This is a genomic window from Corallococcus sp. CA047B (assembly GCF_003612065.1).
In the GTDB taxonomy this organism is placed as follows: domain Bacteria; phylum Myxococcota; class Myxococcia; order Myxococcales; family Myxococcaceae; genus Corallococcus; species Corallococcus praedator.
Genome location: NZ_RAWD01000017.1, coordinates 34,010 through 46,609 on the forward strand (window position 1 = coordinate 34,010; position 12,600 = coordinate 46,609).

Here is a 12,600-nt window from a genome sequence, read left to right on the forward strand (position 1 = left end):
TGAGCAAGCCTCTTCCGTCCCTGCGTCCCCTGCTGTTGACCGCCCTTCTCGCCGTGGGGTGTTCGGGAGGAAGCCGCTCTCCAGAAGGACAGGGCGTGAAGAAGGCGGGGCCGGTGGTGGCCCAGGTGAATGGCCAGCCGGTGACGGCGCCGGAGCTGGAGGCACGGCTCAATGAGCAGCCTCCCTTCGTTCGCGCCCGGTACGCCTCCCCGGAGAAGAAGCGCGAGTTCCTGGACAACCTCATCCGCTTCGAGCTGCTGGCGCAGGAGGCGAAGAAGCGGGGCCTGGAGCAGGATCCGGAAATCCAGACAACCTTGCAGAAGGTGATGGTGCAGAAGCTGCTGCGCCAGCAACAGGATGCAACAGGCACGTTGTCTGAATCCGAGCTGCGCAAGTACTACGACGAGCACGTGACGGAGTTCGTCCGGCCCGAACGCGTGCGGCTGGGGCATCTGTTCCTGGCGGCCCCGAAGGAGAACGCGGGCAAACGCAATCAGGTCCGGGCCGCGGCCACGAAGCTGCTGGCGGAGGTGAAGGCGCAGTCAGCGGGGGCGAACAAGAGTGCCTTCGAGCTGAAGGCAGCGGAGCAGTCCGCGGACACGGCCACCCGGAGCGCCGGAGGCGATCTGGGCTTCCTCACCCGTGAGGAATTGACGAAGGCGTGGGGAGCGCCGCTGGCGGAGGCGGCCTTCGCGCTGGCGAACGCGTCCGACCTGGGGCCGGTGGTGGAGACGGACCAGGGCTTCCATCTGGTGAAGCTCCTGGGGCGTCAGGTCGGGACGAACCAGGAGTTCGAGGCGGTCAAGTCGCGCATCGAGGGGCGGCTGATGGCGGAGCGCCGGGCCAAGGCGCTGGAGGACTTCATCACCAGCCTGAAGGCGCAGGCGAAGATTGAAGTCCACGCCGACGTCCTGGAGAAGGTCAAGGTGGACATCGAAGGGGCCCCTGCCCTGCCGCCCACCACGGGCACGCCGACGCCCTGAGACGTCACCTGGGGCCTGGGCCTACAGTCTGAACGCGTGGCTCGCCAGCAGCACCGTCGGCCTCTTCGAGCCGGACACCGGAGAGATCATGCTCTGGAGGGGACTCCAGGCGGCCGTCAATCAATCCCTGTCGCAGGTGAGCGGCGGACAGGCCTCGCTCGACAACCTCGACGCCCTGCCCGCCGATTGGGAGTTCGCCCGTCCGTATTGCGAAGAGGCGGAGTTCTTCGAGGACTACCTCGTCAAGCTGGCCGGGCTGGAGGTGTACTTCCGCCAGAATGACCACCTGGGGACGCCGTTCCCGGCGGAGGTGTGGAGCACGTGGATTGAACTGTATGCGTCACCCAACGTGCTCCACTTCCCGGGGCTCCCGAACAACACCCTCACGGACATGCTGCTGGCGGGCCGCGACTACCGGTTGGAGATCCTGGAGGTCGTCCTTCCGGGAGATGACAACGCCGTGAAGGCGGCGTGCGCGGAGAACGCACGCATCCTCGGCGCGTCCCTCACGGGACCGTGACCGCTTCGCTACTCCGCCAGCCGCGACAGGTCATCGAACAACGGGTCGTCGATGCGGTGGATGTCCATGTTGGGAGGCTCGGCCCGCAGGCCGGGCCAGGCGCCCACCGACTGCTGGGGCATGAGCCAGACCGAGCGGGTCGTGGGGTCCAGGCGAAGCCCGCCCACCAGGCCGCCCTTGCTCAACTTCAGGTTCACGCGCGCCACCCGCAGCGTCCCCTGGGAGCGTGACCCCAGCAGCGCTCCCGCGGGGTCGCGCAGGGTCAATTCGTGCTCGAAGCGCTCGATGCGCACCACCGGCACCTTGCAGTAGGTGGAGCCGCGCGCATCCACCCTGAGGACCAGGGGAAGCAGTGCGGCCAGGGCCACGAAGAACCCGATCCCAAGAAACGCACCCTTGAAGACGGCGAAGCTGAAGCCGGGCCAGGCCGTCCACGCTGTCACCCCCGCCGAGGCCACGATCGTCAGCGGCACGGTCATCTTCACCAGCGCCATCAGGAACTGCTCGTGACTCAGCTTCCACAGGGTGACGTCCGCCAGGAGCCGGCCCCTCTCGTCGTCCGCCGGTTCCGGGATGCGCGCGTGCGTTGAGTCCATGCCGCCACGATAGACGAACTGCCTCGTCACCCCGTCACTCCGCGAGTCGCAACAACGCATCGAACTGGGAGTTATCGAGGATGTGGAGCGTCTCGTGGAAGGACTCGGCCTGCAGGCCCGACCACGCGCCCACCTGCGGGAGCGGGCTGAGCCAGAACGAGCGCTTCGCATGATCCAGTCGAAGCGCGCCCACCAGCCCGCGCTTTCCCTGATTCACGTTCACGCGCAGCACCCGCAGGGTGCCCCGCGAGACCTCCCCCAACAGCGTTCCGGACGCATCCCGCGCGATCAAGTCGTGCGCGGAAAGCTCCAGGTGCACCGCGGGATCCTTGCAATAGGTCGACCCCCGAGCATCCACCTTGAAGACCAGGTAGAGCGTTCCAAACAACGAAAAGAAGAGGCCGAAGAGGAACAACAAGCCCGCGAGCCCCCCCATGCTGAAGCTCGGCCAGGAGCTCCACGCCTCGACGCCCACGGAGCACACGAGGGTCAGCGGAACGATGATCTTGAAGAGCGCCATGGCGAAGCGCGTGCCGTTCAACTCCCACAGGGTGAAGCTCTCCAGGGGGCGGCCCTTGCCCCGGCCCGTGCGGTCCGCGAGGCGCTCGTGCGTGGATTCCATACCGCTACGATGAATGAATTCCGGCCCTGGGCGAAGCATCAATGGGCCCGTGGCCGGTGCGGGGCCCTGGGGGTCTTCATCGTGGAGGCGCTGCTCCCTGGGAAGGGGGCGTCGCTTCCGCTTCATTCCCCCTGGAGGATGCCCATGCGAAAGATCCCTGCTGCGTCACCCGTGGTGTGGCTGGCCCTGTGCACACTGCTGGCCGCCGGGTGTGGCGGCACCGAGAACTCCGACCCCACGCTCAACACGGGAGGCGACAACCTGGGCGCGGACACGACGGACCCTTCCGAGCCGGACGCGGCTGCAGGCGGCACCGGGAAGATCACCCTCTGTCACATTCCCCCTGGCAACCCCGCCAATGCCCACACCGTGACCGTGGGGCTTCCCGCCATGTCGGCCCACCTGCGCCACGGCGACACGCTGGGCGCCTGCGGCAACGACGGTGGCACCCCCAGTGACGGTGGCACGTGTGAATCGGATGGCGGCAGCGCGGACGCGGGCACCGGAGGCGATGTGGATGCCGGTCCTGTCTGCAGCCCCGAAGGCGCGGATTGCTCCGTCGAGGGACCGGACTCCTGCTGCACCGGCCTGTCGTGTCTCGAAGGCCGGTGCTGGACCGACATCGGCTGAGTGTTCCGTCCTGGAGTCCGCGATGGGGGAGGGCCCGGGAGCAGGCCGTCCCTCCCCCACCGCGTTCAACCTCAGGGAGACGAGGGCACGCCAGCGCCGATGTAGCCCCAGCACCGGGCAAGGCCCCGGCTCGTCAACGCGCAGGTGTGGTTCGCCCCGGCGGTGACCTGGGTGAACTCCTCCCCCCAGGGCGGGCGGGCCTGGTAGGAGTTGTCATCCCCCCAGCACTCGATGCCAGGGCCGCCGCTGACGATGGCGCAAACGTGGGCGGCGCCCGCGCTCACCTGGAGGAACTGGATGGGCAGTCCCACGGGAGGCGACGACTGCCCAGCGTAGTTGGAACCCCAGCAGGACACGTTGCCCGCCGCCGTCACGACACACGCATGGGAGTTGCCCATGGTGAGTTGGGTGAACACCCCCGTGGGGGGCGTGGACGAACCGGCGAAGTCACGGCCCCAGCAGGACACGCTGCCATCCGTCCGCAGGCCACACGTGGACCCGCTCCCCGCCCCCACCTGGGTGAAGGTACCCGTCGGAGGTGAGGACTCCCCATGCGTGTTGTCGCCCCAGCAGGCCACCGTGCCGTCGGCCCGGATGCCGCATGAATGCCACTCACCCAGGCCGAGCGCGGTGAAGGCGCCGGTGGGCGGCGTGGACTGTCCAAGGTGGTCGAGCCCCCAGCACGCCACGCTGCCGTCCAACTGGAGCCCACAGGAGTGCACGACGCCCAGCTCCAGCAGGGTGAAGGTGCCCGGGGGCGGCGAGGCCTGGTTGTACGAGTCGTCCCCGAAGCACGCGACGGTGCCGTCGAAGTGCAGGCCACACGTGTGTGAATAGCCTGCCGCGAGCGCCCGGTAGCGCCGGGGGGGCGAGGACTCCCCGGCGAAATCACTCCCCCAGCAGGAGAAGTCGCCGGCCATGGTCACCGCGCACGTGTTCGCCCCGCCCGCGCTGACCTGCCGGAAGGTGCCCGTGGGAGGCGAGCTTTGTCCGACGGAGTCGTCCCCCCAGCACGACAAGGTGCCCACGGCGGTGAGGGCGCAGGCGTGAGAGTAACCCACGCTCACCTGCGTGAAGGAGCCCGTGGGAGGCGGGCTTTGTCCGAGGAAGGAGTCCCCCCAGCACGTCAGGGAGCCCGTGTCGGTGATGGCGCAGGAGTGATCTCCCGCCGCGCTGACCTGGGTGAAGCTGCCCGTGGGGGGCGTGGATTGGCCGTAGGAGTCTTCGCCCCAGCACGCCAGCGCGCCCGAGGTGGTGACGGCGCAGGCATGGAAGTGCCCCGCGTCGAGCCGGGTGAAGCTGCCCGTGGGGGGCGTGGCCTGTCCCCGGTCGTTGTTGCCCCAGCACTCCAGGCTCGCGTCCGCCTTGAGGCCGCAACTGAAGCGCTCGCCCACGCTGACCTGGGTGAAGGTGCCCGTGGGAGGCGTGGACTGGCCATGGCTGTCCAGCCCCCAGCACGCCACGCCGCCGTCCGGACGGACGCCGCAGACGTGGTGCAGGCCGACGCTGAGCTGGGTGAAGGCGCCCTCGGGGGGCGTGGCCTTGCCATCGTCGTTGTTGCCCCAGCAGATGGCCAGGCCGCTGTCGGTCAGCCCGCAGCCATGGACAACACCGGCGCTGACGGACGGCGGTGATTGCAGGAGTGTCTGTGATGCGATTGAGAAGTCCTTGTCCTTGCTGGCGGAGGCCTCGGGCGGCTCCGCCCCGGTGCACCCGAACAAAGGCAGTGCGGCGAGGAGCGCCCAGGCCCATTGGACCCGGGAGGTGCTGGTGTGAGAGGAACGGCGCGGCGGATGGGAACGTCGTCGTTGCGTCATGCGGTACCTGTTGTCGATGAGGAACCGGACCGGCCCAGACTCATCCGGATTCCTCTCCCAGACGTGATGGGGCATCGCCGGACCGACGCGGCTGCGTCGTTGCGCTGCAATGACTTGCAAGCGCGTGCCTGGAATTTCCTCACCGTCGGGTAAGCGCTCCTGACGGCGGGGCCGAGGGGATATTCAGCACCTCTACAATCTTCTCCCGGGGCACTGACGGGCGGAGACCCGGGCGGTGGTAGCCTTCGGCCCGTGACTGGTCCGACCCTTCCGCTCGCTTCCGCGTTTCGCGAGCACACCTCGGAAGCCGTTCCCGAGCTGGAGCGACTCGAAGCGCTCCTCGCCAGGGCCCTTGAGCACGCGCGCGGCCGGTGGCCCGGCGTCACGGTGGATCCGGTGCCGTTCGTCCGGTTCATCGCGGAGCGGCTTCCAGCCGGTGCCTCCGGAGGGGCGGCACTGGAAAGCACCTCCGTCACCGATGAGCTGTATCTGGCCTTCGGGTGTCTGCGGCATCACCCCGTCGCGCTGCGACTGTTCGAGCACACCTACCTGCGGGAGGTCGGCGCGTTCGTGTCCGGCGTGGATCGCTCGCCCGCGTTCGTGGACGAGGTGCGGCAGCACCTGCGCGAGAAGCTGTTCACGGGCTCCGAGCCGAAGATCGCGGAGTTCACGGGCAGCGGCGCGCTGGGCGGATGGGTGCGGGTGGCGGCGCTGCGGATCGCCCTCAACCTCAAGCGCTCCGAGGCCCGCGCGGAGTCCACCGCCCGCGAGCCCATCGAGTCCGCGATGGGCGACGACCTGGGGCCGGAGCTGAACCACCTCCGCTCGCGCTACCGGGAGGCCTTCGCGGAGGCCGTGCGCGCGGCCCTGGGACAGCTCACGGACCGGGACCGCACCCTGCTGCGCCTGTACCACGTGGAGTCACTGTCACTGGACGCCATCGCGGCGCTCTACCGCGTGCACCTGTCCACCGTCTCGCGCTGGCTCAGCCGCGCCCGCGAGCAGGTGGCGGAGTCCACCACCCGGCACCTGTGCGAACGCCTGGGCGTGGGCGCGTCGTCGGTGGACAGCATCGCCGCCCTGGTGGTGAGCCAGGTCGATCTCAGCCTGACGCGCCTGCTCGGAACCGGGGGCTGAACTTTCGCTGCAAAGGTTTTTCCGGCCGGTGTCAGTGCGTCGGGAGCCCCGTTCCGGGTCCCTCCCCCAACGCCGCACCGAGGAGAACCCCATGCGCCCCACCCGATGGCTGTCCCTGCTCACGCTCGCCACCACCGTCACCGCGTGCGAACCCCTTCCGCGGGACGCCGACCCCGGGCAGACGGAGGTCCAGTTGCCCGGCGAGGACTTCTATCCCGAGGGCCTCGCGGCCGCGTCCGACGGCACCCTCTACGCCGGAAGCCTGGGCACGGGGGCCATCGCCCGTGCACGGCCGGGGGAGCTGGGGGCCCACGTCTTCGTGCCGGGGCGTGCCGCGTTCGGCGTCTACGGCCTCGCGGTGGACGAAGCGCATGGCACGCTCTGGGCCTGCACCTACGATGACACCCTGCCCCCCGCGCAGCCGGCGCACCTCGCCGCGTATGCGCTGGCCACCGGGGAGCTGCTGGCGAGCCATCCCCTCCCCGGCCCCAGCGGCTTCTGCAACGACGTCACGCTCGACGCCGCGGGCAACGTGTACGCGACCGACTCCTTCGCGAACTCCATCGTCCGACTGGCGTTGGGCGGCAAGGAGCTCACCACGTGGGCCACGGATGAGGCGTTCGACCCTGTCACCCCGGGCGACATCACCCTCAACGGCATCGCCTACGACGGGGCCGGCGGGCTCCATGTCGTGAAGAGCGACACGGGGACGCTGTTCTCCATCGCGATCCAGGCGGACGGCAGTGCCGGGGTCCCAGTGGCGATCCCCGTGACGCCGGCCATCGAATCACCGGATGGGTTGGAGTGGCTGGATGCGCAGCGGCTGCTGGTGGTGGAGAACGCGCCCGGCCGGGCGTCCATCGTGACGCTCAGCGGGGGCACCGCGACGAAGGCGGTCCTGGCCAACGGCTTCGTGGAGCCGACCGCCGCCGCGCTCACGGAGGGCGGCGCCTGGGTGCTGGAGGGACAGCTCGGGTTCCTCTTCGGCAGTCCGGGCGTCCCGTCCCTGCCGTTCCGCGTGCACCGGCTCGTGGTGCCTCCGGCGGCGCCCCTTCTGCCCTGAGCGGGCCCACCGCTAGAGTCCTCGTCCGACCATGACGGGATGCCCCACCGAGGAAACGATTCTCGCCTTCGTGGAGGGCCGGCTCCAGCCCCCGCAGCGCGCCCTCATCGAGGCCCACGTCTCCCGGTGCGACGCCTGTGGCGAGCTGCTGGCCGCGGTCGCCAGGACCTGGCACGCGGAGGGCCGGCTTCAGCCCGTGGAGCCAGCGCCCCCACGTCCGTTCAGCGATGGCGAACAGGTGGGCCCGTACACGGTCGTCGGACACGCCGCCAGCGGCGCGATGGGCGACGTGTACCGGGCGCATGATGGACGGCTCGGGCGCGACGTGGCGCTCAAGGTGCTTCCGGCGCGGTTCGTCCAGGACCCCGAGCGACTGGCCCGCTTCCACCAGGAGGCACGCGCGGCGGGAGCCCTGTCCCACCCGCACCTGCTCACGCTGTTCGACGTGGGGACCCATGAGGGCCTGCCCTATCTGGTCACCGAGTGGCTGGAGGGCGTCACGCTGCGAGAGCGATTGCTACGGGGCCCACTGCAGCGGGAGCACGTCCTGCGGCTGGGCATCCAGTACTCGCGCGGGCTCGCGGCCGCGCACGCTCGCGGAATCATCCATCGCGACCTCAAGCCGACGAACCTCTTCATCGGTCCGGATGGCAACGGCCGGATCCTCGACTTCGGGCTCGCGCGACTCACCGAAAACCTCCAGGACGCCGCGTTGACCCAGAGCGGCGCGGTGATGGGCACCGCTGGCTACATGGCGCCGGAACAGATTCGCGGACAGCCCGTGGACGCGCGCGCGGACATCTTCGCGCTGGGCGCGGTGCTCCATGAGGCCGTGAGCGGACAGCTCCCCTTCGGCGGTGACAGTCCGGTGGAGCGGATGAGCGCCGCGCTCCGCGATGATCCGCCGACGCTGCCGGGCGAGCTGGGAAAGGTCATCGCACGGTGTCTGGCGAAGTCGCCGGGGGACCGGTTCCAGTCCGCGCAGGACCTGGCGTTCGCGTTGGAGTCCATCGCCGCGCGCGCACCCGAGCGTCGAGCTCCGCTTGCGCGCCCTGCCCTGCTCCCGGTCGCGGGGGGCGCGCTGCTGCTGTGCGTGCTCGGGGGCCTGTTCGTCTTCAGCCGCGCGTGGGAGGAGCCCGCTCCGGCACGGGAGGTGGTGGATTTGAACTACCGCCCGGTCACCTTCCGCCGGGGACATGTGCTCAACGCGCGGTTCTCCGCGGATGGGCACACGTTGTTCTACGGCGCGGCGTGGGAGGGCGGACGCGCGGAGCTCTACAGCGCACGCACCGAGCGGCCCCTGTCGCAGGCCCTGGGACACCCCGCCGACGTGCTCGCCGCCTCGCCCCTGGGCGAGCTGGCGGTGTTGCTCGAACCCCGGTTCTTCGACGCCGACCATGGCAGTGGGACGCTCGGGTTGATGCCGCTGTCGGGGGGCGCTCCTCGCGCCGTGCTCGATGGGGTGCTGGAGGCAGACTGGGGACGCAGGGACGGGCCGCTCATGGTGGTGCGGCGGGTCGGGGAGAAGTTCCGCCTGGAACAGCCTCCGGGGACGGTGCGGTTCGAATCCCAGGGGTGGATCAGCAACGCCCGGGTGTCTCCCGACGGTGCGCGGATCGCCTTCCTGTTCCATGAACATCCCAAGGATGACCGTGGCGGGGTGTGGGTGCTGGAGAAGGAGGGAGCCCCCCGGCAGCTCTCCGGTGAGTGGGGAAGCATCCGGGGGCTGGCGTGGGCACCGGACGGTTCCGAGGTGTGGTTCACCGCCTCGCGCACGGATGCCGACTCCGCGCTGTTCGCCGTGGACCTGGGTGGGAAGACGCGGCTCGTGGATCGGATCGCCGGGCGGATGGTGCTTCACGACATCGCGAGCAATGGCTCGGTGCTCGTCGACCATCCGGTCATCCGGACCGGCCTCGCCTTCGGGCTGGCACGTCAGCGGTGACGCCCTCTATCTGCGGAGCGTCTCGCTGCCCGTCCAGGTTTCACGGGTCGACGTGCGCACGGGCGCAAGCGTGCCGCACCTGACCGTGCCGGCCCGGGGAACGCCTCCGGGACTCGTCTCCATCATGACGCTGGCCCTCTCCGAGGACGGCAGCGCCCACACGTACAGCTACAGCGAGGCGCTCTCCCGGCTGTTCCTCCTGGAGCGGGAGCGGTGACAGCCCCTGGTCAGAACCAGCTGTAGTCCAGCGGGTAGGGCGGCAGCTTCTCCTTATCCACCTTGAGGTCCCCCGGACTCCGGGGAATCAGCCGCACCTGGTTGTACTGGCCATGGGCGTCGTCACGAAGCGCCGCGGGCACTTCCTTCTGGGAGTGCACGTTGTAGTGCGGAAAGAGCTTCCGTTTCACCTCGATCGCGAAGGCATCGCTCTGGACGTGAAGGCTCATCTCCCCGTCATACTCCATGCTGCGATGGCCAAAGTTCGCGCTGCCCACGATGACGTGGCGCGAGTCGATGAGCATCAGCTTGGAATGGACATAGATCTTGATGCTGTCACCGTATTGGTCGCTGTCCGCCGGGAACCGCACGGGGCAGTAGAACTGGACACGGGGCGTCTCGCCGTCCACCAAGTCCACACCTTCAATCAACTCCAGGGCCACCTCCAGCGGCTTGCTCGCGGTCTTCTGGCCCTCCACCGGGGCGGGACGCTTCTGGAGTTTCGCGCCTTCCATCCAGCTCTTCGGCGTCTTCGCGCCGAGGACCTTGTAATACACGCCGTTCTCGTGGTTCACCGGCTCGAGGACATCGTTGATCCGCAGGCCGCGCAGGGCGTCATCAAGCTTCCCCTTGGTCCCCTGTTTGTCCTTGAAGCTCGCCACCAACATCCGCGTGTACGCGATGCGTGACAACTGGGTGTTCGCCTGTGCCGGGTCGCAGGCCTGATCCGGAATCACCACACAGACGTGGAACTGCTTCTGCGTCTTCAGCTTCCGGCAGATCTCCGAGACGATTTCCGGTTCGAAGAACTGGTAGTTCTCCGCATAGACATACGAGGTAGCGCCCTTGAGCAGCGCCTTGATTTCATCCCGGATGCTGTGTTCGGTGCTGAAGGCGGAAACACCCGTTGTCAGCACGGAGATCGCCAGATCGCCGGTCTGGGGCTGGTCCTTCAGGAGCCCCTTGATGGCACCCCGGACCTTGTAGCGCGGTGGCCCGTTCCAGATCATGAACGAGTCGGACGAGACCTGTCGGTCCCAGCGGCGCAGCCACTCCGCCTCGACATCCAACGTCACGGGCCCCTTCACCAGCAGCGCGGTGTCGTGGAGGGTGTGGACTTTGTCGGAAGGCGTGATGGGATGTTTCCCGGTGTGAAAGGGCGTGTCCCAGTACTCCGCCTCCATGTTGAAGCCACCCACCATCGCCTTGAGCCGCCCCCGCACGGAGAAGAGGGACATCTTCTGGTGCAGCCCCAGGCCCACGCCCTTCAGCCGGGCCGGATGGCTCTCCAGATAGACAAGGATCTTGTCCTTGTAGCCGTGCAGGACCTTCGCCACCAACTGGTTCCCGTGGGCCACCTTCGCCGCGAAGTTCCCTTCGCCGGTGTAGTTCCCCGACACGACGTCCGGATCCCACAGGATGATCTCCACGTGGACGCCCAGGTCCGCCAGCGCCTTCAGCTCCACCTCGAGTGTTTGCGAGGGCTTGTCCTTGCGCAGGGGGACGCCCAGCTCCATCGCCCAGTAGGCCAGCCGGACGTAGGTGTTCGCGGGCACGGCCTCGGGGACGTTCGACGTGTCCTCCGGCTTCGACAGGACATCCGCCCCGTCGGTGACGCTGCGCTTCACCTCGTCCAGACACTTGACGAAGGTGGCGAAGAATTCTTCGCCATCCATCAGGAACTTCGCGCTGTTGTTGACGCTCTCCCGCTTGCTCATCAACGGACACTACAGGAGCCCCCAGGGATTTCGACCACCCGGCGGGTTGCTACACCCGTGGAGAACCGCGCCACACCGGACCGTGCCGACCGGGCCGCGCGGTTCTCTTCAACGGTTGAGTTAGCGGTCGCCCTTGAAGATTTCCGTGCCCTTGAGGTTCTGGGTCACGAAGTCCCAGTTCACCAGGCTCGTGAGGAACGTCTCGATGTACTTGGGGCGCAGGTTCCGGTAGTCGATATAGTAGGCGTGCTCCCAGACGTCGATGGTGAGCAGCGCCTTCTGGCCGTGCTTCATCGGCAGGTCCGCGTTGCCCGTCTTCGCGATGCCCAGCTTGCCGTCCTTCTCCTGCACCAGCCACGCCCAGCCGGAGCCGAACTGCGTCGCGGCGGCGTTGGCGAACTCCTCCTTGAACTTCGCGAAGGTGCCGAAGGCGCCGTTGATCGCGTCCGCCAGCTCGCCCCGGGGCTCGCCGCCACCGTTGGGCGCCATGCAGTGCCAGTAGAAGGTGTGGTTCCACACCTGGGCGGAGTTGTTGAACACGCCCCCGTCGCTGCTCAGGATGATGTCGATGAGCGACTTGCTCGCCTCCGGCTTGCCGTCGATGAGCTTGTTCAGGTTCGTCACATACGCGTTGTGATGCTTGCCGTGGTGGTACTCCAGCGTCTCCGCGCTGATGTGAGGGGCCAGCGCGTCCTTCTTGTACGGAAGCTCGGGCAACGTGAACGGCATCGGGTACGTCCTTTCGGTATGTGGTGAATGTGCTGCTGTTCGTCTGCTACTTCCGCGTCGGTTCCAAATCCGGATGCGCCGTCACCGCGCGATAACCCCGGTTCCAGTAGACCAGCGGATCCCCTTCCACACCCCGCTGGATGCCCACCACGCGTCCCACCAGCAACAGGTGATCGCCGTAACGGTGCACATCCAACACATCGCAGCCCAGGCCTGCCAGGCTGTCCTGCACGAAGGCCCGCTCGTCGAACGCCAGCCCCTCCGCGTCTCCCTTCGCGCAGCGGACCGAAATCTCCCGTTGGGCGGTGGACAGGACGCTCACGCTGAAGCGGCCAGCGGCCTCCACGCGCTTCAGGGTCCGGGACGTCTGCTGGAGGGCCAGCGCCACCAGCGGCGGGCTCAGCGACAGCGAGCTGAAGGAGCTGACTGTCGTCGCCGCGACACCTTCCGCGTCACGGACCGACACCACCGCCACCCCGCTTGCCCACCGGGACATCGCCTCCCGGAAGTCCAGGGCCGACACCCCTTCAGGACCGCTTTGACTCATGTGCTGGTCTCTACCACCTGCACCGCCACCGGGTCAGCAGTTCCTCCAATCCATTGGAGGAATACCAATGGGGTGGC

General features: G+C 68.3%; 13 protein-coding genes. 7 read left to right on the forward strand and 6 right to left on the reverse strand.

The genetic code is table 11. The annotated features are described in order from the left end of the window. Positions 1–95: 95 nt before the first annotated feature. A complete protein-coding gene (locus tag D7X74_RS05045; protein WP_158622185.1) occupies positions 96–983 on the forward strand; it encodes a peptidyl-prolyl cis-trans isomerase in 888 nt (295 codons plus the stop codon). An 88-nt stretch (positions 984–1,071) separates the two neighbouring features. Further along, positions 1,072–1,503, forward strand: a complete 432-nt coding sequence (locus tag D7X74_RS05050) for a hypothetical protein (RefSeq protein WP_120531771.1) — start codon at positions 1,072–1,074, stop codon at positions 1,501–1,503. An 8-nt stretch (positions 1,504–1,511) separates the two neighbouring features. Here D7X74_RS05050 and D7X74_RS05055 read toward each other — a convergent pair whose 3' ends face one another. Further along, positions 1,512–2,129 carry a hypothetical protein gene (locus tag D7X74_RS05055; RefSeq protein WP_120531772.1) on the reverse strand — a complete coding sequence of 206 codons (618 nt, stop codon included), beginning with the start codon at positions 2,127–2,129 and terminating at the stop codon, positions 1,512–1,514. A 4-nt stretch (positions 2,130–2,133) separates the two neighbouring features. Further along, positions 2,134–2,721 (reverse strand): hypothetical protein, encoded by a 588-nt coding sequence (locus D7X74_RS05060; protein WP_120531773.1) that lies wholly within the window; start codon positions 2,719–2,721, stop codon positions 2,134–2,136. Between the two features lie 144 nt (positions 2,722–2,865). On the opposite strand from D7X74_RS05060, the gene D7X74_RS05065 reads away from it, so the two are divergent. Next, positions 2,866–3,351, forward strand: coding sequence for a hypothetical protein (locus tag D7X74_RS05065; RefSeq protein ID WP_147446479.1), 486 nt, complete (start codon positions 2,866–2,868; stop codon positions 3,349–3,351). A gap of 71 nt (positions 3,352–3,422) precedes the next feature. On the opposite strand, the gene D7X74_RS05070 is transcribed toward D7X74_RS05065, so the two are convergent. Continuing rightward, positions 3,423–5,168, reverse strand: coding sequence for a hypothetical protein (locus D7X74_RS05070; RefSeq protein ID WP_158622186.1), 1,746 nt, complete (start codon positions 5,166–5,168; stop codon positions 3,423–3,425). Positions 5,169–5,420: 252 nt separating this feature from the next. Here D7X74_RS05070 and D7X74_RS05075 point away from each other — a divergent pair, with 252 nt between their 5' ends. The 4 genes from D7X74_RS05075 to D7X74_RS42930 all read left to right on the forward strand — a co-directional run bounded on the left by D7X74_RS05075 (position 5,421) and on the right by D7X74_RS42930 (position 9,530). Beyond that, positions 5,421–6,305, forward strand: a complete 885-nt coding sequence (locus tag D7X74_RS05075) for a sigma-70 family RNA polymerase sigma factor (protein ID WP_158620249.1) — start codon at positions 5,421–5,423, stop codon at positions 6,303–6,305. A 91-nt stretch (positions 6,306–6,396) separates the two neighbouring features. Beyond that, positions 6,397–7,368, forward strand: a complete 972-nt coding sequence (locus tag D7X74_RS05080) for a hypothetical protein (protein WP_120531777.1) — start codon at positions 6,397–6,399, stop codon at positions 7,366–7,368. A gap of 31 nt (positions 7,369–7,399) precedes the next feature. After that, positions 7,400–9,313, forward strand: coding sequence for a serine/threonine-protein kinase (locus tag D7X74_RS05085; protein ID WP_120531778.1), 1,914 nt, complete (start codon positions 7,400–7,402; stop codon positions 9,311–9,313). A 52-nt stretch (positions 9,314–9,365) separates the two neighbouring features. Continuing rightward, positions 9,366–9,530, forward strand: a complete 165-nt coding sequence (locus D7X74_RS42930; protein ID WP_158622187.1) for a hypothetical protein — start codon at positions 9,366–9,368, stop codon at positions 9,528–9,530. A gap of 10 nt (positions 9,531–9,540) precedes the next feature. Here D7X74_RS42930 and D7X74_RS05090 read toward each other — a convergent pair whose 3' ends face one another. From D7X74_RS05090 to D7X74_RS05100, 3 genes are all read right to left on the reverse strand, one after another. Continuing rightward, positions 9,541–11,247, reverse strand: coding sequence for a phospholipase D-like domain-containing protein (locus D7X74_RS05090; RefSeq protein WP_120531779.1), 1,707 nt, complete (start codon positions 11,245–11,247; stop codon positions 9,541–9,543). Between the two features lie 120 nt (positions 11,248–11,367). Next, positions 11,368–11,976 (reverse strand): superoxide dismutase, encoded by a 609-nt coding sequence (locus tag D7X74_RS05095; RefSeq protein ID WP_120531780.1) that lies wholly within the window; start codon positions 11,974–11,976, stop codon positions 11,368–11,370. A gap of 46 nt (positions 11,977–12,022) precedes the next feature. Next, complete coding sequence (locus D7X74_RS05100) at positions 12,023–12,523, reverse strand: flavin reductase family protein (RefSeq protein WP_120531781.1); 501 nt, start codon at positions 12,521–12,523, stop codon at positions 12,023–12,025. Positions 12,524–12,600 lie beyond the last annotated feature (77 nt).

Excerpts from the sequence above, each read along its gene's own strand:
- D7X74_RS05050 (WP_120531771.1), top strand. The coding sequence starts at position 1,072 with ATGCTCTGGAGGGGACTCCAGGCGGCCGTCAATCAATCCCTGTCGCAG.
- D7X74_RS05060 (WP_120531773.1), bottom strand. The coding sequence starts at position 2,721 with ATGGAATCCACGCACGAGCGCCTCGCGGACCGCACGGGCCGGGGCAAG.
- D7X74_RS05065 (WP_147446479.1), top strand. The coding sequence starts at position 2,866 with ATGCGAAAGATCCCTGCTGCGTCACCCGTGGTGTGGCTGGCCCTGTGC.
- D7X74_RS05070 (WP_158622186.1), bottom strand. The coding sequence starts at position 5,168 with ATGACGCAACGACGACGTTCCCATCCGCCGCGCCGTTCCTCTCACACC.
- D7X74_RS05080 (WP_120531777.1), top strand. The coding sequence starts at position 6,397 with ATGCGCCCCACCCGATGGCTGTCCCTGCTCACGCTCGCCACCACCGTC.
- D7X74_RS05085 (WP_120531778.1), top strand. The coding sequence starts at position 7,400 with ATGACGGGATGCCCCACCGAGGAAACGATTCTCGCCTTCGTGGAGGGC.
- D7X74_RS05090 (WP_120531779.1), bottom strand. The coding sequence starts at position 11,247 with ATGAGCAAGCGGGAGAGCGTCAACAACAGCGCGAAGTTCCTGATGGAT.
- D7X74_RS05095 (WP_120531780.1), bottom strand. The coding sequence starts at position 11,976 with ATGCCGTTCACGTTGCCCGAGCTTCCGTACAAGAAGGACGCGCTGGCC.
- D7X74_RS05100 (WP_120531781.1), bottom strand. The coding sequence starts at position 12,523 with ATGAGTCAAAGCGGTCCTGAAGGGGTGTCGGCCCTGGACTTCCGGGAG.